An 18,833-nucleotide genomic window follows, 5' to 3' on the forward strand; every position below is an offset into this window, starting at 1 on the left:
CTCGCGATTGAACAAAGCCGCTCCCTGTGAGCGGCTTTTTGCTGCTGGCTAACGCAGGCCCCCGAAGGTGCGGCGCCACTCGCTCGGCGACACGCCGAAACGGGTGCGAAAATGCTGGCGCAGGCTGGTGGCTGTCTTCAATCCCACCAGCTCGGCGATGCGATCCATGGAGTGGGAGCTCGTCTCCAGCAACTCCTGGCTGCGCCTGAGGCGCTCGGCCAGCAACCACTCCCCGACGGAGAGACCGGTGGCCAGCTGGAAGCGGCGGGTGAAGGTGCGTCGGCTCATCAGGCAGTGCTCTGCCAATGCGTCCAGGTTGTGAGGCTCGGCCAGGTTCATGCGCAGGTGGTCGAACAGCTGGTTGATCCTGGCATCCCGGGTGGAGGCGGGCACCGGCTGCTCGATGAACTGGGCCTGGCCCCCTTCTCTATGGGGCGGCACCACCAGGCGCCTGGCCAGCTTGTTGGCGATCCGGCTGCCATGGTGTTCGCGCACCAGGTAGAGGCAGCAGTCCAGCCCGGCGGCAGTGCCGGCCGAGGTGATGAGGCCCTCATCGTCCACGTAGAGGGCATTGGTATCGAGCCGCACGGCGGGAAAGCGGCCCATGAAGTCCTGCTCGAACTCCCAGTGGGTCGAGGCCCTGCGCCCCTCCAGCAGGCCGGCATAGGCCAGCACATAGGTGCCCAGACATAGCCCCACTATCTGGGCACCCCTGTGTCGGGCGGCAACCAGGGCATCGAGCAGGGGCTGGGCCGGTCGTTCGGCCGGATCGCGCCAGAAGGGGATGATGACGATGTCAGCCCCGATCAATCCCTCCAGCCCGTGGCTGGCGTCGATGCGAAAGCCCTGGGAGGAACCGGGCTGGCGGGTGGCATCGCCGGCGCAGAGTCTGAGTTCGAACAGGGAGGCGCCTGGCATCATGGTGTCGCCGAAGATGAGGCAGGGCACAGCGCAGTGAAAGGGGCTGAAGTGATCGAAGGTGATGACGGCGACGACGATGGGATTGGGCATGGTGGCAGACTCCTTTGCACTCGGATCCCCATGATAAGGGGCGGCAACAGAAAGCCGAAGGGCCATGTGGGGGCATGGCCCTCTCTCATCAGAGGACGATGGACTCGCCATCCTCGGGTACCAGCACCCGCGTTGCCATCCCCTGTTTGCCGATGTAGTCGCGCAGCTCGTTCCGTGTCAGCAGGGCATGATTGACCGCCTCCATGTGGCTGGCGATCAGGGTGGCCTGTGGCGCGGCCTGATGCACGGCGGCGACATCCTCCTTGCCCATGATGATGGAACCCAGTCCCGGCACCTGGGCATCGCCACAGTTGAGGATGACGACCTCGGGCTGGTGCCGTTGCAGTGCTTGTTCTACCTGGGCGTTCCAGACGGTGTCACCCGCCAGATAGAGGGTCTTCTCTGCGGGATGGGAGAAGACCACCCCAGATACCTCACCCAGCCGCTCGGCCAACACCGCCATGACCTGATCGTTGCCGTGTTGCCCTTCGGTCTGGTGCAACCGGATGCCGGCAAATTCGGCCTGCTCGCTCAGCAGGCGCACATCCATGAAGCCGCTGGCGCGGATGCTGTCGGCATCCTTCTGGTGTTGTACAAACAGCGGGAGATGCTTGGGCAGCAGTTGCTGCGCGGCAGGGTCCCAGTGGTCCAGGTGATCGTGGGTGACTATCACCGCATCCACATCGAGGATCTCCGTCATGGGCAGGGGCAGCTCGACCAGGGGATTGCGCAGCTGGCTGTTGGCCGTTCCCTCAAACCCCGGGAGGCTGCCCTTGGCAGACAACATGGGATCGATCAGGAAGCGGGTGCCGGCGTAGTGGATGAGCAGGGTGGCATTGCGAACCTGGGTAACTTGCATGATGTGCTCCGGTCTCTGGTGGGGGGACGCAGCCAGTATGACGCGGAGGGCATCAGGGGATGAGTGGCCCGCGGGCCTATTACCATATCAATCGGGCCATTATCGACTCTGATGGGCGGCCAAAAATTTCTTTTCATTTTTTCCCTTGAAAGGAAAAAGTGAGCCCCTATATAGGTAACAAGGCCGGAACGCTCGACAGAGGTTTCGACCAGGAGCCCGTCCATCAGGAGGGCAAACAATCCGTTATCGCTCACAAGAGGGTAATACTATGCGTTCTATCGACTTTTCTCCGCTCTATCGTTCTGCCATTGGTTTCGATCGTCTGGCCAATCTCATCGAATCTGCGGCCAGCAATGGCAATGCCGGTTATCCCCCCTACAACATCGAGCAACTGGGTGACAACGACTACCGCATCAGCATGGCGGTGGCGGGCTTTACCCAGGAAGAGCTGGAGCTGAGCTTCCAGGAAAATCTGCTGACGGTGAAGGGCAACAAGCAGGCTGACACCGAGCGCCACTATCTCTATCAGGGCATAGCCGAGCGCGGCTTCGAGCGTCGCTTCCAGCTGGCCGACTATGTGCGGGTGAAAGGGGCCGATCTCAAGAATGGCCTGCTGCACATCGATCTGGCCCGTGAAGTGCCCGAGGCGATGAAGCCCCGCAAGATCGAGATCAACGGCTGATTGCCTGAATTCACTGCGATTATTCAAATTTCCCGGGTGCCGATGACGGGCCTGTGGAGAGTCAAACCTGTTGCTTATTAGAAGGATAGGATTATGCGTAACCTCGATTTTTCTCACATCTCTTCCAATGCTGTCGGCTTCGAGCGGATGGCCCGTGAGCTGGAAGGCCTGTTCGACCAGAAGGCGGCGGCCTATCCCCCTTACAACATCGAGAAGCGGGAGCATGACGGCTACCGCATCACGGTCGCCGTGGCTGGCTTCGAGCGTGAAGAGCTGGAGCTGGAGACCGAAAACGGCACCCTCAAGGTGAAGGGGCGCAAGGGCACAGCGGCCGGTGAGCGTCAGTTCCTCCACCAGGGAATTGCCGAGCGTGACTTCGAGCTCGCCTTCAAGCTGAGCCAGCACGTGGAGGTACAGGGGGCCAGACTGGAGCATGGTCTGCTGACCATAGATCTCGCCCGCGAATTGCCGGAGGCACTCAAGCCCCGCGCCATCCCCATCGGAAAACCCGATCAGCTGGCGCTGCCGAGCTAAGCCGGGAATGTCAGGCCAGGGTGCCTGACACCAGAGACGAGAAAGGCCTGCGATCGCAGGCCTTTCTTTTATCTGCAGGCAAGTCAGCTGCCGCGGTAAATGGCGTTGATCTCGTCCGCCAGTATGGCGATGCCGCGCCGCACCAGCTCCTCGCTCTGGGAGTAGTTGAGGCGGATGCACTCCTGGCTGTGGCGCCACTGTGGGTCGTCGATACCGGGGAAGAAGTAGTGACCCGGCACTATCAGCAGGTTCTTCGCCTTCAACCGCTCGTAGAGCTCCTGGCAGTGGATCGGCAGGCCTTCGAACCAGAGCCAGAGGAAGAGGGCACCTTCCGGCTTGTGGATGTGGAAGCGTGGGTCGGGAATGGCTTCGCGCAGCAGTTGCACTGCGAAGTCGGCCTTCTGCTTGTAGAAGGGTTTCACCACCTGTTCGCTCAGGGCGATGATCTCGCCGCTCTCTATCATGGGGATGGTGATGGCGGGCCCCAGGCTGCCCGGCGCCAGGTTGATGATGCCGCTCAGGTTGGTGATGGCCTGGATGATCTTTTCGTCGGCGATGACGATGCCGCAGCGGGTGCCCGGCAGGCCCAGCTTGGAGAGGCTCATGCAGAGTATGGTGTTGGCATTCCAGAACGGCTTGGCCTCGCTGAAGATGATGCCGGGGAAGGGCACGCCATAGGCGTTGTCGAGCAGCAGCGGGATCCCCTTGTCGCGGGCGATCTGATCCAGGTGCTCTATCTCTTCATCGGTCAGCACGTTGCCTGTGGGGTTGGTCGGGCGAGAGACGCAGATCACTCCGATGTCGTCGCCTACCTCCAGACTCTCGAAATCCACATGGTATTTGAACTGGCCGTCGGACAGCTTCTCTATGGTGGGCTTGTAGGCGACGAAGTGATCCTCCGCCAGGGCCGAGTCCGCATAGCCGATATATTCGGGGGCCAGGGGGAAGAGCACCTTCTTCTTGCGGCCATCGGCGAACTCGCCGGCCAGCAGGTTGAACAGGTAGAAGAAGGCATTCTGGCTGCCGTTGGTCAGGGCTATGTTGCGGGCCGAGATGTCCCAGCCCAGCTCTCTCTTGAGCAGGGCGGCCAGCGCCTTGGTGAACCTGTCCTTGCCTTGCGGGCCATCGTAGTTGGCCATGGCCTTGATCAGCTCGCCATTGTCGAGCAGCTGCTTGGCCTCGGTCTGAAAGCGTTCCAGCATGGCGGGGATGGGGGCCGGATTGCCGCCTCCGAGCATGATGGCGTCCGGATTGAGCAGCCCCTGATTGAGGTCATCCATGAGTTGGGTAATACCGGCGTGGCGAGTGAACTTCTCGCCGAACAAGGAGAATTCCATTCGGTGACAGATCCAGAGTCAGTTACGGGGGAGCTAGCACCATAGCTCAGTTTAAAAGCGGGTGTCGATCAAAATCATGGGACGTTCCACGTGGAACTGGCCCCGGAAATTGGATGTGGTAAAAATTACCACTTATGGGTTTCAAAATAACCAGCAAGATGGGCAACAAAGCCTCAAATGGCGTCATATTTCATTTTATTTAAACAAAATCAATTGTTTATATAGTTGGCACGACTATTGGAATAACTCTCTGGTCATCTCAACCATACCGGAGCAAGCCAGATGAAGACCCTGATCGCGACCCTGATACTGAGCAGCCTGAGCCTGAACGTCATGGCCAACGACAACCCCAGGCCCGAGCTGGATAGCGCCAAGCTGGCGCAGGAAATGCGTACCCAGCAGCAGCAGGCATCCCATGCCGTGGTACTGGATGCCATCCACAACCTCCAGCCATTGGCACTGGATACCCTGGTGGTGGAGGTCAGCCCCGCCGTGGCGACTCACCCCGAGAGTTGAGGTGACGCAGGGGCGTCTGCCCCGAGTGCTGTTTGAAGAAGCTGATGAAGGCGCTGTCGCTGGAGAACTCCAGGGAAGCGGCAATCCGGCTGATGGGTTCGCTTTCTGCCAGCAACTCCATGGCTCGCAGCAGTCGCCACTGCTGGCGCCAGGCCTGATAGTTCATGCCGGTCTCCCTCATGAAGATGCGACTTATGGTCTTGTCACTGGCACCCACCTCCTCGGCCAGCCGGTTGAGCCGAGGGGGCAGGGTGTCGCCCCGCTTTATCTTCTTCAGCCAGGCCGCCAGTCGCGGATCTGACGGCAACGGCAACTGCCAGGACTCCCGGGGTGCCTGCTCCAACTCCTCCATAAAGAGAGCCAGCGTCCGCTGCTGCTCCTCTTGTGGCAGCTCCCACGGCCAGAGCGCCATCCGTTCGATCAGTGCCTGCAGCAGCGGATTGACCGCCAGCACCGCCATTGTGGTCGGCAACTCGGGGTGCGGGGTGAAGTAGAGGGAGCGATAGGCCACCACACCGCGCATCAAGACCCTGTGGGGCGTGCCCGCCGGCAGCCAGGCCGCTCGCGTCGGCGGGAGCAGGCAAACCCTGTCCACCAGCTCCATGGTCATGCAGCCGGATTGGGCGAACAGCAGCTGGTGGCGCTGGTGCCTGTGCAGGCCGGAGTCATGCCAGCCCAGCGCGGAGGCGATGCCGATCACGCTGCCAGCGTGGCTGTCCGGGTCGAAAGGGTGATCGGGAAGAATAAAGGCCATGTGTCCGACTTTTGATGTATATAGTCCTGCTTATTGTAATGGGACATTCCCCCTCTCTCTAGAATGACGACCTCTTGTGAAGGAGGTTTGTCATGCACAACAAGTTGCCACCACGCTGGCTGGTGGTGGGATTGATGATGTTTCCCCAGATGGTTGAGACCATCTACAGCCCGGTATTGACCCAGATCGCCAGCCAGTTTGGGGTGAGCGAGGGGCGGGCATCCCAGACCCTGTCTGTCTATTTCCTGGCGTTTGCGGTGGGCGTGGTCTGCTGGGGTCGGCTCTGCGATCTCGTCGGGCGGCGTCCCGCCATGCTGGCGGGCTTGTTCACCTACGGGGTTGGTACCCTGCTGGCGCTGCTGGCCAGTGAGTTCGAGACCCTGCTGCAGGCCAGGGTCGTCTCGGCCTTCGGCGCCGCCGTGGGATCAGTGGTGACCCAGACCATGCTGCGCGACAGCTATCAGGGGGGCGAGCTGGCGCGGGTCTTCTCGGTGATGGGCGTGGCGCTTTCCCTCAGCCCCGTGCTGGGGCTGGTGAGCGGCGGCCTGCTTTGCCGAGCTGTTTGGCTATCTCGGGGTCTTCAGCGGCTTGCTGGTGCTGGCGTCACTGTTGCTGCTGGTGGCCGGTCGGTGGCTGCCGGAAACCCGTCCGGCCAGCACACCGCGAGTCGCACTCTGGCCGCTGGCAGCCAGGATGGTGAGGGATGGCGGGCTCTGGCGCAGCGCAGCCCTGGTCGCCCTGTTCAATACCATGCTGTTTGGCTACTACAGTCTGGCTCCCTTCCTGTTTGACGGGCTGGGATTGAGGGTGAGCGACTTTGGTTACTCCGGGGTCTTGCTGGCGCTGGCGACCCTGCTCGGCAGCCTGCTCAACAAGCAGCTGCTGGGGAAGGGTTGGCAGCCGTCATCCCTGATCAGGCTGGCCTGTGCACTGGCGCTGGTTTGCGGGCTGCTGGTCTGGGCGAGTCAGTCCTCGCTCTGGTTCCTGCTGCCCATGATGGGAATAGTGGTGGCCTATGGGGTGGCTATCCCCAATGTGTTGAGTGAGGCCTTGCAGGCCTACAGGGCGGTGGCGGGCAGCGCCGGTGCCCTGTTCGGGCTGGCCTATTACCTGCTGCTCAGCCTGGGATTGGCGGTGGCAGCCAGCTTGCAGGATCTGGGGCTGCTGCTCGCCAGCTGCGGTCTGCTGGCGCTGCTCTGCAGCGGGCGCCGTTCCACGTGAAACATCGGCTACCGATGAAGCGGTAGCCGATGTCGGGTACGGTGTTTCGAACTGGGTGGGCTGCTTGTTGCTGCTTCAACTGCCAATGAAGCGGTAGCCGATATCGGGTACGGTGTTTCGATCGGGATGGGCTGCTTGTGACTGTTTCAACTGCCGATGAAGCGGTAGCCGATGCCGGATTCGGTTTCTATCAGGCTGGGCTGCTGGGGGTTATCTCCCAGCTTCTTGCGTAGGCTGGCGATGACGATGCGCAGGTAGTGGGTATCTTCCTTGTGGCTGGGCCCCCAGATGTCGTTGAGCAGCTGGGTTTGCAGCACCAGCTTGCCGGGGTGGCACACCAGGGCCTGCAGCAGGGCGAACTCCTTGCGGGAGAGGGGGATCTCCTCATCCCCCATGGTGACCTTGTGGCTGCCGGTATCCAGGCTCAGGCCGCACTGGGGGAAGTGACGGCATTCGCCGCTGCTGACCCCGGCACGCTGGCGCAGCAGCACCCGGATGCGGGCCATCATCTCCCCTATGCCGAACGGCTTGCTCATGTAGTCGTTGGCCCCGGCATCCAGCAGCCGCACCTTCTCCTGCTCCGAATCCCGTGCCGACAGCACCAGCACAGGGTTGGGGTGGTGTTCGCGGATGGCCTGCAAGATCTGGATGCCGTCCCCGTCCGGCAGGCCGAGATCCAGGATCACCAGATCGGGGTTGAGGTGGCGGTACTGCGCCAGCCCTTCGTTGACGCCCACCGCCTCGCTCACCTGGTGCCCCTCGGCGACCAGGCTGATCCGCAGAAAGCGGCGAATGGCCGCTTCATCATCTATGACCAGGATATGGGCCATCTAGCCTCCAGAGGCGAGTGTTGGGGGGCTGGGGACGGCTGACCCCAGGAGCCCGGAATGTGCGCATCATACCTCGGGTGAGTTGAGGGAGAGCGGCAGTGAGATACGCATGCAGGTGCCGTTGCCGTTGGGGCCGGCAAACGCCCAGATGCGACCACCGTGGGCCTCTATCATAGCGCGGGAAATGGCGAGGCCAAGTCCGGTGCCGCGACTGCCGCAATCACCCACCGGCTGGGTGTAGAAGAGGTTGAAGATCTTGTCCCGATCCGACTCGGCGATGCCGACCCCTATGTCGATGATGTCGATGATGAGGTCAGGGTCCGCCAGCATCACCTTGAACTCTATGGGGGTGCCGGCCGGCGAGTAGCGGGAGGCGTTGTCGAGGATGTTGACCAGCACCTGCTCGATCAGGGCGCCGTGCACATAGAGCTGGGGGATCTGCTGATCGAAGTGGATCAGCAGCTTGTGCTGGCGCCAGGAGGAGTCCAGCCGCTTGCGCGCGCTATCCACCAGGTCGGCGAGGTCGACCCACTCCCGCTTCAGCTGGAAGTCCGGGGAGCCGATGCGGGTCATGTCCAGCAGGTTCTGCACATAGCTGTGCAGGCGGCGTGCCTCCTCCTGCACCGAGTGGAGCAGCTCGCTGCGATCCTCGGCACTGATCCTGTCACCGTACTCCTGCAGTGTGCTGCCGGCCCCCATGATGGTCGCCAGCGGCGTCTTCAGATCATGGGAGACCGAGGAGAGCAGGGCGGCGCGCATCCGATCCGTCTCCGCCTGCAGCTGGCTGTCGGCCAGCCGCTCGTTGAGATCGATCCGGGCCAGGGCGGCGCGGATGTCTGTGAGCAGCGCCTGCAACTGGTGTTCGGCGGAGGAGGCGAGCGGGCTGGCCAGCCGAATCCCCAGCACCAGTTCGTCGGTGAGGTGGTGGTACTGGGCCTCGGCGGCATTGAGGGTGGCGGTGTGGGCCCCGGCGCTCTGCTTCTGGGCCAGGCACCAGTCGATGGCGGCCTTGTCGGTCTGGCCCGGTCCCCGCACCTCGTCTCCGGCTCTGTACTGATACTCCTCATCCAGGGCGAACACGGGCTGCCCCAGGGCCAGTGAGATGGCCTGGGTACCCTGCCTGAGTACCTCCACCGGGCTGCTGGCGGTGGCCAGCCCCTGGCTCAGGGACAGCAGGGCGTTGCCGAGCTGCTGGGTCTCGCGCAAGCCCACCAACTGCTGGCGCTGGCGGGAGGCGAGCCGCCCCGCCGTCATGCCGACGATGAGCAGCACGAACAGGGTGAGCAGGTCGCTGTGGCTGGCCACGCTCAGGGAGAAGTAGGGGGCGGTGAACAGCAGATTGTGCGCGACGAACCCCAGCACGGCGGCCAGGATGGCGGGCACCAGGCTGGTGGTGAGGGCTGTGGCGAGTACCCCCAGCACGAACAGCAGCGGCAGGGAGGCGGGCGGCAGCCAATGGGAGAGCCCCCAGGCGCTGGCTGAGGTCACCGCCATTATGGCGATGGCCAGCAGGCTCTGGCGAATGTCTTTGGGGTGGAATGGTTGTAGCCTCAGTCCTGGCTTGTTCTTCTCCGTATCCACCAGCGTGATCTCGAATCCCTGTGCCTGTTTCAGCAGGTGCTGCACCAGGGAGCGGCGCCAGGGCGGGTTGTGGGGCTTGCCGAGCAACAGTTGCGAGACCTGCTGCTGTTCGGCCGTCTCCAGCAGGGCATCGGCGACCGCCGGGCTGGAGAGGGTCAGCACCTTGGCGCCGAGGTGAGAGGCCAGCGCCAGCGCCTGCTCCAGCTCAGGGGATCGCTGCCCCTTGCTGTCGATGTGTGCACCACCAGCCAGGGCAGCTGGCGGCGCTGGGCGAAGCGATGGCCGTAGCGCACCAGGGCCGAGCCGTGCTGATCCCCGAGGCAGACCATCAGCTTGCCCCGCAGCGGCAGCGTGGTCTTGCCCGCCGCCTGCCACTGCAGTTGCAGATCCCCCTCCACGTGGCTGGCGGCAGTCTGCATCGCCAGCTCGCGCAGGGCGGTCAGGTTGTTGAGGGAGAAGAAGGATTGCAGGGCGGCCTTGGCCTGATGGGGCACATAGACCTTGCCCTCCTTGAGCCGGCCGAGCAGCTCCTTGGGGGGCAGGTCTATGAGGACTATGCTGTCCGCCTCCAGCAACACCTGATCGGGCAGGGTCTCCTTGACCCTGACCCCGGTCAGTTGCCACACCAGATCGTTGAGGCTCTCCAGGTGTTGTACGTTGAGGGTGGAGTAGACGTCTATGCCGGCGCCGAGCAGTTCCTCCACATCCTGCCAGCGTTTCTCGTGGCGGCTGCCGGGGGCATTGGTGTGGGCCAGCTCATCCACCACTACGATGGCAGGCTTGCGTTCGAGCAAGCCATCCAGGTCCATCTCCTCCAGCCGTTGCTGGCGGTGGTGATGGAGCTTGCGTGGCTGGATGGCGAGCTTGTCGAGCAGCGCCAGGGTTTCCTGGCGCCCATGGGTCTCGACCACGCCGATGAGAATGTCGACCCCTTCCTTGGCCTGTTCCCGCACCGCCTGCAACATGGCGTAGGTCTTGCCTACGCCGGGGGCGGCGCCGAGGAAGACCTTCAGCTTGCCCTTGTGTTCCTCTTCCAGGCTTGCCAGCAAGGCATCGGCCCGAACCTCATCACGCATTCCCGTGCTCCTGCTCCAGGCTTGCCAGCAGGGCACCCGCCTTTACCTCATCAGCCATTGTTATCCCTATCGAGCCAACCGCCCGTTGCGAAAATCGAGGTCATCACCAAACCGGAATGGGGCGCCATCATGCGTCCTTGTGCTGATCGAGCAACAGATTCAACTGGAGGATGTTGACCACCTGGGGGCCAAGGATACCAGCTTGTGTGGACGACTTGACCTGCTCCGTCAGGGAAGCGGGATCCAGCCCGCGTTGCTTGGCGACGCGATCCACCTGAGCCAGCACGGCATCCAGGGGCAGGTGGGGATCCAGGCCCGAACCTGAGCGGGTCAGCATGGCGGGGGACTGGTAATTACCCTGGGCCTTGGCAAATTCGCTGCGCAGGGGGGAACTCACCCCCAGGTTGCTGGCGCCACTGCCAATGGTGGTGAAGTCGCTGGCAGAGGGGCGGGAGTGGAAGTACTCCGCCCGTTCGAACTTCTGCGCCAGCAGGGCACTGCCGACCAACTGCTGCTTGGCATCGGTCAGCTGGCTGCCGTTGGCCTGCCAGGGGAAGAACAGCTGGGCCAGCCCGGTGACGGCCAGGGGGTAGCCGACACCCAGCAGCAGGGTCAGGGTCAGCAGGGTTCTGATTGCTATCATGATTATCTCGCTCCAAACAGATTGATGGGGTGCTGGCCAGGCTTGCACCCGTTATGTGGTTACACCAGACCCAGGCGTTTTCATCACACCAGACCCAGGCCTGTGATGACCAGATCGATCAACTTGATGCCGATGAAGGGCACGATCAGGCCACCGAGACCATAGATCAGCAGGTTGCGGCGCAGCAGGCTGGCGGCGGAGCCCTTCACGTTGACCCCCCGCAGTGCCAGCGGCACCAGCGCCACTATGATCAGGGCGTTGAAGATGATGGCCGACAGTATGGCGCTCTCTGGACTGCCGAGTTGCATCAGGTTCAGCGCCCCCAGCTGCGGGTAGGCGGCGATGAAGAGGGCCGGCAGTATGGCGAAATACTTGGCCACGTCGTTGGCGATGGAGAAGGTGGTCAGGGCACCCCGGGTGACCAGCAACTGCTTGCCCACCAGCACCACGTCCAGCAGCTTGGTGGGGTTGGAGTCCAGATCCACCAGGTTGCCCGCCTCCTTGGCGGCCTGGGTGCCTTCGTTCATGGCCAGACCCACGTCCGCCTGGGCCAGTGCCGGTGCGTCGTTGGCACCGTCACCGCACATGGCGACCATGCGGCCATCGGCCTGCTCCTGACGGATATAGGCCAGCTTCTTCTCCGGGGTCGCCTCGGCGATGAAGTCATCCACCCCGGCCTCGGCGGCGATGGCGGCGGCGGTCAGCGGGTTGTCCCCGGTGATCATCACTGTGCGGATCCCCATGTGGCGCAGGATCTGGAAGCGGGCCTTGATGCCTGGCTTGATGATGTCCTTGAGGTACACCACCCCCAGCAACTGCTCGTGGGTGCAGACCAGCAGCGGGGTGCCGCCCTGGCGGGCTATGTTGTCGACCGCCTTCAGAATGAGCTCGGGCACTCCCTTGCGATCGAGGGAGAGGTAGTTGAGCACAGCGTCCACGGCCCCCTTGCGATATTGATGACCGTTGCGATCCAGACCGCTCAGGCGGGTCTCGGCGCTGAAGGGGATCACCTTGTCGCTCTCGAGCTGGCTCGGCTTGGCCATGCTCTTGCCAGCCAGGGTCAGGATGGACTTGCCCTCGGGCGTGTTGTCGCCGAGGGAGGCCAGCATGGCGGCCTGGGCCAGCAGGGAGGGATCGACCCCGGGGGCCGGGATCAGTTCGTCAGCCATGCGGTTGCCGAAGGTGATGGTGCCTGTCTTGTCGAGCAGCAGGGTACGCACGTCACCGGCGGCCTCCACGGCACGACCTGACTTGGCGATCACGTTCAGCTTCACCAGCCGGTCCATGCCGGCGATGCCGATGGCGGAGAGCAGGCCCCCTATGGTGGTCGGGATCAGGGTGATGAAGAGGGCAAGCAGGTAGAGGCGCGCTACCTGGGTGCCGTTGTAGTCGAGGAACCAGGGCAGGGTGGCGACCACCAGCAGGAAGATCAGGGTCAGACCCACCAGCAGGGCATCGAGCGCCATCTCGTTGGGCGTCTTCTGGCGCTTGGCCCCCTCGACCAGCGCTATCATCCTGTCGAGCGTGCTCTCCCCGGGATTGTTGGTCACGCGGACCCAGATCTCGTCGGAGACCACAGTGGTGTTGCCGGTCACGCCGCTGCGGTCGGTGCCGGACTCGCGGATGACGGGGGCGGATTCCCCCGTGATGGCGGCCTCGTTGACGGAGGCGATACCGGCAATGACTTCACCGTCGGCCGGTATCATCTCGCCGCTGCGCACCAGCACCAGATCCCCTTTTTGCAGGCTGGTGGCCGGGATCCACTCGCCCTGGCCATCTTTCGGATCCCGCACCTTGCGTGCCTGAAGCTGGCTCATGCCCGCCTTCAGGCTGTCGGCCCGCGCCTTGCCGCGGCCTTCTGCCAGGGTTTCGGCGAAGTTGGCAAACCACAGGGTCAGCCACAACCAGGCTGTCAGCTGCCAGGCCAGGCTGGGGGTGACTCCCGACAGGGGTTGACCCAGCAGGGACTCCACGGTCGCCATCACGGCGGCCAGCCAGAGGGTGAACAGTATGGGGCTGCCAAACAGCGCCCTGGGGTTGAAGCGATAGAAGGCTTCGATCATGGCCTGCACGACTTGTGAGGTCTGTTTCTTGCCCTTGCCCTTCACCTTTTCGGTGCGGGCAGGGATGGAGATGGACTTGCTCATTTGAATGCTCCCAGCATCAGATGTTCGACCATTGGCATCGGTAAGGTGACTGACATGGACAGGGTCATCAGAGTGCTCCCAGTATCAGGAGGTGCTCGGCGACGGGGCCCAGCGCCAGTACCGGCAGGAAGGAGAGACCGCCTATCAGCAGCACAGTGATGATCAACAAGGTGATGAACAGCGGGCCGCGGATGGGGAAGTCACCCTCGCCGGCATCCTGTTGCGAGGCGCGCGAGAGCTGACCGGCGATGGCCAGCACCGGAATGATGTAGCCGAAGCGACCGAGCAGCATGGCCAGACCTATGGCGATGCACTGCCAGTTGTCCGCGGCGGCGAAGCCCCCGAAGGCCGAGCCGTTGTTGCCAGCGGCCGAGGCGTAGGCATAGATGAGGCGTGACAGGCCGTGGGGACCGTCGTGACCCATGATGGTGGCGGCATCCGGCATCAGCAGCGTTACCCCGCCGATCACCAGAACCCCGACCGGCATCACCAGCATGCTGGCGACCACCCATTTCATCTCGGTGATCCCGAGGCGCTTGCCGAGATAGGTCGGCGTGCGCCCACCATCAGGCCGCACAGGAACACGGTCAGCAGCACGAACAGCATCATGCCGTAGATACCTGCACCCACACCGCCGAAGATGACTTCACCGAGCAGCATGTTGATCATGCCGACCATGCCACCCAGCGGGGTGAAGCTGTCGTGCATGGCGTTGACAGAGCCGTTGGAGGCCGAGGTGGTCGCCACTTCCCAGATGCTGGAGAGCACGGGGCCGAAGCGGCTCTCCTTGCCTTCCCAGTTGCCTGCCTGGGTGGTGAGCTGGGCGAGCGCCGGATCCGGTTGCAGCTCCTGATAAGACGGAGAGGCTGAGCCCCAGCACGAACAGCAGCGTCATGGCAGAGAGGATGGCGCGGCCGTGGCCGGAATCCTTCACGTAACGGCCCAGGGTACAGACCAGGGCAGCGGGAATGGTCAGCAGGGTGACCATCTCCAGCCAGTTGGAGAGGGCGGTCGGGTTCTCGAACGGGTGGGCCGAGTTGACTCCGAAGAAGCCGCCACCGTTGGAGCCGAGCTGCTTGATGGCGATCTGCGAGGCGGCAGGGCCGAGCGGCAGCAGTTGCTCCTGACCTTCCAGGGCATGGAACGGCAGATAAGCCGACAGACTCTGGGGAACCCCTTGCCAGACCAGCAGCAGCGCCATGATCAACGCCATGGGCAGCAGCACGTAGAGGCAGAAGCGCACCAGATCCTGCCAGAAGTTGCCAAGGTGTATGGTCTGCTGGCGGGAGAGACCGCGGAACAGCGCGACGGCGACTGTGGCACCTGTGGCGGCGGAGACGAAGTTCTGGGTGGTGAGCCCCACCATCTGGCTGAAGTAGGAGAGGCTGGCCTCACCGGAATAGGCTTGCCAGTTGGTGTTGGTCATGAAGCTGACGGCGGTGTTGAAGGCGAGTTGCCAGCTCAGGCCCGGCAGTTGTTGCGGGTTGAGGGGCAGCAGGCCCTGGGCCATCAGGATCAGGAACAGCAGACCGAAACCGGCACCGTTGAAGGCCAGCAGGCTGAGGGCGTAGGACTTCCAGTCCTGCTCCCGTCCATCCGTGCCACAGCAGGCCAGGGTGGCGCGCTCGACCGGCGCGAGCCAGCGACTCTTGCCCTCGAACACCCGATACATATAGCTGCCGAGCAGGGGTGCCGGCAGCAGCACCAGCAGCACGAAGGCCACCGGATAGATTATTTCTTGCCACATGTTCTAGTTCCTCACTCGTGACTACGCGTGAGTGCGCGCATCAGGTAACCCATCAGGGCGAGGACCAGCAGCAGATATAGCCAATTCATAACGACTCCGTTGAGATAATTAGCGTCGAGAGTCGATGCAAATCCATATCGACTCCGTTGGTGTCATTGACGCTGAAAGGGTATGTAAAACGGGCGTAAAGGCGCCATAAAGGGGCATCTGGGGAGCGTAAAATCGGCGTAAAGAAGGCCGCTTTCAGAGGGAATTGAGCGGGGAGGAGATCAAAAAACCCGGCCTGGGCCGGGTTTGGAGAGCGAGGGTTATGCTGTTGCCGAAGCTGACCAACCAGCTTCAGATGCACTTATCGCATGGTAACGAATTCTTCCACGCTGGTGGGGTGGGAAGGGGAACGCAGTTGTCGGCTTGACCCCGGTGTTCCGAACGCAGTTGTTGAAGTTGGCCTGATAATGACAGGCCAGCTTCATCCGCCCTTATCGCATGGTAACGAATTCTTCTGCACTGGTGGGGTGAATGGCGACACAGTTGTCGAAGTCCGCCTTGGTGGCCCCCATCTTCATGGCGACGCCGAAGCCTTGCAGTATCTCGTCCATCGCAAAGCCGATGCCGTGCAGGCCGACCACCTTCTCCTCGGGGCCGACGCAGACCAGCTTCATCCGGGTGGGCTGGCGGTGCTGGGTCAGAGCCGAATACATGGCGGTGAACTGGCTGCGGTAGACCTTGACCTGGCTCTCGCCATACTCGGCGATGGCCTCCGGCTCGGTCAGCCCTATGGTGCCTATGGGCGGGTGGCTGAACACCACGGTCGGCACCAGATCGTAGTTGAGGTGCTCATCGGGCTTGTTGTTGAACAGCCGCTCCGAGAGGCGACGGCCGGCCGCGACGGCCACAGGGGTGAGCTGGATGCGCCCGGTGTTGTCACCCACCGCATAGAGATTGGCGACGGCGGTATTCTGGAACTTGTCGGTCGGGATGAAGCCCTGCTCGTCCAGGGTGATGCCGGTGGCAGCCAGGTTGAGGTTGTCGGTGGCGGGCACGCGGCCTATGGCCCAGATCAGGCAGTCCACCGTGAGATGACGGCCATCTTCCAGTTGCAGTGTCAGGCTGCCGTCGGCGTTCTTGACCACGGCCTTGGGCACGGCGTGGGTGTGCAGCTTGGGCCCTTCCTGGGCCATGATCTCTACCAGGGTCTCGTGGATCATGGGGTCGAAGTTGCGCAGCGGCGCGTGCTTGCGCACCACCAGGTGGGTCTCTGAGCCAAGCGCCTGCATCACGCCGGCGATCTCGACCGCGATATAGCCGGCGCCGACCACGGCGACCCGCTTGGGCTGGCTTTGCAGATCGAAGAAGCCGTCGGAGTCGATGCCGAGTTCGGCACCCGGTATGGTCGGGACTTCGGGGCGGCCGCCGGTGGCGATCAGTATGTGATCGGCGCTGTACTGCTCGCCATCAACCTCGATAGTGTTGCTGCTGACGAAACGGGCGAAGCCCTTGATGACGGTGATCTGGTTCTTGCCCAGTACGTTCTCGTAGGACTTGTGGATGCGGCCAATATAGGCCTGACGGGACTCGACCAGCTTGGCCCAGCTGAAGTGATTGAGGGTGGTGTCGAAGCCGTAGTCGGCGCCGTATCTCAGGGCATCGGCGATCTGGCCGGCATACCACATGGCCTTCTTCGGCACACAGCCGACGTTGACGCAGGTACCCCCCAGCTCTTTGGCCTCAATCAGGGCGACTTTTTTGCCGTACATGGCAGCCCGGTTGGCCGAGGCGATGCCGCCGCTGCCGCCGCCGATGGCGATATAGTCAAAATGCTGTGCCATTGCGAGGTTCTCCGCTCGTTAAGAATGCAATCACAGCATGATGGGGACAAAGTGGCCGGCTCACAAGAGCCGGCGTTCAGTTCTGCCGGATCGGCAGACGGATATGGAACTGGGCACCCTGGCCAGGTTCGCTGGCGCAATGGATGCGGCCACGGAGCAGTTGCACCACCAGGTTGTAGATGATGTGGGTGCCGAGCCCGCTGCCACCCTGGCCCCGCTTGGAGGTGACGAAGGGATCGAAGATGCGCGGCAGTATCTCAGGGGGGATGCCGCGACCGTTGTCACTGTAATCGATGACGAGTTCGTCACCCTGCTGCTCCACCCTGATGGTGATCTTCTTGGGCCTGTCCCAGCCGTCGAAACCGTGATGGATGGAGTTGAGGATCAGATTGGAATAGATCTGGGTGAAGCTGCCGGGGAAGGAGTAGATGGCCAGCTTGGGATCGCACTGGATGTCGACCTCGCACTGGGCCTTCTTCAACTTGTAGCCGAGGGAGACCACCACTTGATGCAGGTTGTCGGCGAGGCTGAAGTTGTAGCGCGCCTCGGACGACTGATCCACCGCCACCTGCTTGAAGCTGGCGATGAGCTCGGAGGCCCGCCTCAGGTTGCCCTGCAGCAGTTGCATCGACTCGTCGAGGTTCTGGGTGAACTCGTTGAGATAGGAGCGCGACAGCTGCTTGGCCTCGAGGTGCTGCTTGAAGTCGGCTACCCGCTCCTGCAGATAGGAGGAGGCCGTGACGCTGATGCCGATGGGGGTGTTTATCTCGTGGGCCACGCCGGCCACCAGGGAGCCAAGGGAGGCCATCTTCTCCGACTCCACCAGGGTCTGCTGCGCCTGTTTCAGATCGTCATAGGCCTTGCCCAGCTGGTCGTTGGCATCGCTCAGGCTGCGGGTACGCTCCGCCACCTTGCCTTCCAGCTGTTCGTTGAACAGTATGATTTCCCGCTCCACCTTCTTGAGGGGGGTGATGTCATACCCGAAGCCAATCAGATACTTGAGATTCGGCCCCTCGTAGAAGGGGGCGAAGGTCCACTGCAGGACGAGTTCGCTGCCCTGCTGGTCATGCATGGTGATCTCCCTGTCCTCGAGGGAGCCCTGATCCGCCAGGGTGGCCGCCAGCTCGGCCCGCTGCTCCTCGCTGACAAACAGATCCAGCCAGTTGTGCTGCAGCAGCTCCTCGTGGTGGTAGCCGGTGAGCAGTATGGCGGCCGGGTTGATGCTGGCGATGTTGAGATCCGGCTCCATGCAGCAGATGACCATGTTGGCGGAGTTGATCAGGGTGGCGGAGAAGTCCCGCTCCTGCTGGAGCTGATCCGCCGCCTGATGGCGGGCGTTGAACTCGTCGTTCAATCGGGTGCGCATCTGGTTGAGGGTGGCGGCCAGTGCATCGAACTCGTCCGGGTGCTTGCGGGGCAGGGGACGCCCTTCCAGGGTCAGCTCCACCGCCAGCCGATCCAGACTCAGTTTCTGGGCATAGCTGACGATGCGGTTGATATGGCGGATCACCAGGTAATAGATGATGACCAGGATGCAGAGCGAGACGACCAGGGTCTTGATGGTCTGGCTGACCAGGATCAGCACTGACTTCTCGATGAGGCGCTGGTAGACCTGATCCAGGGTGGCGGCGACGAACAGCTTGCCGACCACCTCTCCCTGGTAGGTGAGGCTGAATTCGCGGGAGATGTCGTATTGCGCCTGCTCCACCCCCTGGGTCAGCAGCGGCACTTCCGAGTTGCCCAGCATCTCCTTGACCATGACGAACTGCATGTTGGGCAGGTTCATGATGCCTTCGATCTGCACCTTGACCTGCTCTTCATCCAGGTTCCACAGACTGGCGGAGATGGGTTGCAGGAAGGAGGCCTCTATCTGGTCGATGCTGGCCTCTATGACGGTGACGTCCTTGTTGTAGTCCCAGGCGAGCTGCAACACCGTGATGACCAGCGCCAGCACTGTGCTGCAGATCAGAATGTAGGAAAGCAGACGATAAGAGAGTCCGTTAAGGCCTATGGCCCTGGAGAAGATTCCTGACATGGCATCCTTGCGGTCTGGATTGCGAACGGCC

Annotated in this window: 12 protein-coding genes and 3 pseudogenes; 4 read left to right on the forward strand and 11 right to left on the reverse strand. The window is 62.6% G+C overall.

Annotated features, from left to right (window positions below):
* Nucleotides 1-48: 48 nt before the first annotated feature.
* Both ACF2JD_RS18645 and ACF2JD_RS18650 read right to left on the reverse strand, forming a co-directional pair.
* Nucleotides 49-1,011 (reverse strand): helix-turn-helix domain-containing protein, encoded by a 963-nt coding sequence (locus tag ACF2JD_RS18645; RefSeq protein WP_440987942.1) that lies wholly within the window; start codon nucleotides 1,009-1,011, stop codon nucleotides 49-51.
* A gap of 88 nt (nucleotides 1,012-1,099) precedes the next feature.
* Nucleotides 1,100-1,870: an MBL fold metallo-hydrolase gene (locus tag ACF2JD_RS18650; RefSeq protein WP_440987943.1), complete on the reverse strand. Its 771-nt coding sequence runs from the start codon at nucleotides 1,868-1,870 to the stop codon at nucleotides 1,100-1,102.
* 268 nt (nucleotides 1,871-2,138) lie between these two features.
* On the opposite strand from ACF2JD_RS18650, the gene ACF2JD_RS18655 reads away from it, so the two are divergent.
* Both ACF2JD_RS18655 and ACF2JD_RS18660 read left to right on the forward strand, forming a co-directional pair.
* The gene (locus ACF2JD_RS18655; RefSeq protein ID WP_025325189.1) at nucleotides 2,139-2,552 is read left to right on the forward strand and encodes an Hsp20 family protein; all 414 of its coding nucleotides are present in this window, start codon (nucleotides 2,139-2,141) and stop codon (nucleotides 2,550-2,552) included.
* A 93-nt stretch (nucleotides 2,553-2,645) separates the two neighbouring features.
* Nucleotides 2,646-3,086: an Hsp20 family protein gene (locus tag ACF2JD_RS18660; protein ID WP_440987944.1), complete on the forward strand. Its 441-nt coding sequence runs from the start codon at nucleotides 2,646-2,648 to the stop codon at nucleotides 3,084-3,086.
* An 83-nt stretch (nucleotides 3,087-3,169) separates the two neighbouring features.
* On the opposite strand, the gene ACF2JD_RS18665 is transcribed toward ACF2JD_RS18660, so the two are convergent.
* The gene (locus tag ACF2JD_RS18665) at nucleotides 3,170-4,423 is read right to left on the reverse strand and encodes a valine--pyruvate transaminase (RefSeq protein ID WP_408753419.1); all 1,254 of its coding nucleotides are present in this window, start codon (nucleotides 4,421-4,423) and stop codon (nucleotides 3,170-3,172) included.
* A 282-nt stretch (nucleotides 4,424-4,705) separates the two neighbouring features.
* Here ACF2JD_RS18665 and ACF2JD_RS18670 point away from each other — a divergent pair, with 282 nt between their 5' ends.
* Nucleotides 4,706-4,939, forward strand: coding sequence for a hypothetical protein (locus tag ACF2JD_RS18670; protein WP_106885369.1), 234 nt, complete (start codon nucleotides 4,706-4,708; stop codon nucleotides 4,937-4,939).
* On the opposite strand, the gene ACF2JD_RS18675 is transcribed toward ACF2JD_RS18670, so the two are convergent.
* Nucleotides 4,905-5,693: an AraC family transcriptional regulator gene (locus tag ACF2JD_RS18675; RefSeq protein ID WP_411670041.1), complete on the reverse strand. Its 789-nt coding sequence runs from the start codon at nucleotides 5,691-5,693 to the stop codon at nucleotides 4,905-4,907. The genes ACF2JD_RS18670 and ACF2JD_RS18675 overlap by 35 nt on opposite strands.
* A 92-nt stretch (nucleotides 5,694-5,785) precedes the next feature.
* Between ACF2JD_RS18675 and ACF2JD_RS18680 the strand changes: the two are divergent.
* A pseudogene (locus ACF2JD_RS18680) lies at nucleotides 5,786-6,914 on the forward strand (multidrug effflux MFS transporter).
* 146 nt (nucleotides 6,915-7,060) lie between these two features.
* Here the strand turns inward: ACF2JD_RS18680 and ACF2JD_RS18685 are convergent.
* The 7 genes and pseudogenes from ACF2JD_RS18685 to ACF2JD_RS18715 all read right to left on the reverse strand — a co-directional run bounded on the left by ACF2JD_RS18685 (nucleotide 7,061) and on the right by ACF2JD_RS18715 (nucleotide 18,802).
* Nucleotides 7,061-7,744: a response regulator gene (locus ACF2JD_RS18685; RefSeq protein ID WP_106885366.1), complete on the reverse strand. Its 684-nt coding sequence runs from the start codon at nucleotides 7,742-7,744 to the stop codon at nucleotides 7,061-7,063.
* A gap of 66 nt (nucleotides 7,745-7,810) precedes the next feature.
* Nucleotides 7,811-10,401 (reverse strand): annotated as a pseudogene (locus tag ACF2JD_RS18690) (DUF4118 domain-containing protein).
* Nucleotides 10,402-10,528: 127 nt separating this feature from the next.
* Complete coding sequence (locus tag ACF2JD_RS18695) at nucleotides 10,529-11,044, reverse strand: potassium-transporting ATPase subunit C (protein WP_005326326.1); 516 nt, start codon at nucleotides 11,042-11,044, stop codon at nucleotides 10,529-10,531.
* Between the two features lie 83 nt (nucleotides 11,045-11,127).
* Nucleotides 11,128-13,191, reverse strand: a complete 2,064-nt coding sequence (gene kdpB, locus ACF2JD_RS18700) for a potassium-transporting ATPase subunit KdpB (protein ID WP_440987945.1) — start codon at nucleotides 13,189-13,191, stop codon at nucleotides 11,128-11,130.
* A gap of 67 nt (nucleotides 13,192-13,258) precedes the next feature.
* Nucleotides 13,259-14,938 (reverse strand): annotated as a pseudogene (gene kdpA, locus ACF2JD_RS18705) (potassium-transporting ATPase subunit KdpA).
* A gap of 479 nt (nucleotides 14,939-15,417) precedes the next feature.
* Nucleotides 15,418-16,767, reverse strand: coding sequence for a glutathione-disulfide reductase (gene gorA / locus ACF2JD_RS18710; protein WP_440987946.1), 1,350 nt, complete (start codon nucleotides 16,765-16,767; stop codon nucleotides 15,418-15,420).
* A gap of 76 nt (nucleotides 16,768-16,843) precedes the next feature.
* A complete protein-coding gene (locus tag ACF2JD_RS18715; protein ID WP_111911397.1) occupies nucleotides 16,844-18,802 on the reverse strand; it encodes an ATP-binding protein in 1,959 nt (652 codons plus the stop codon).
* Nucleotides 18,803-18,833 lie beyond the last annotated feature (31 nt).

Origin of the sequence: Aeromonas ichthyocola, assembly GCF_046087985.1 — a bacterium.
GTDB lineage: Bacteria > Pseudomonadota > Gammaproteobacteria > Enterobacterales > Aeromonadaceae > Aeromonas > Aeromonas rivipollensis.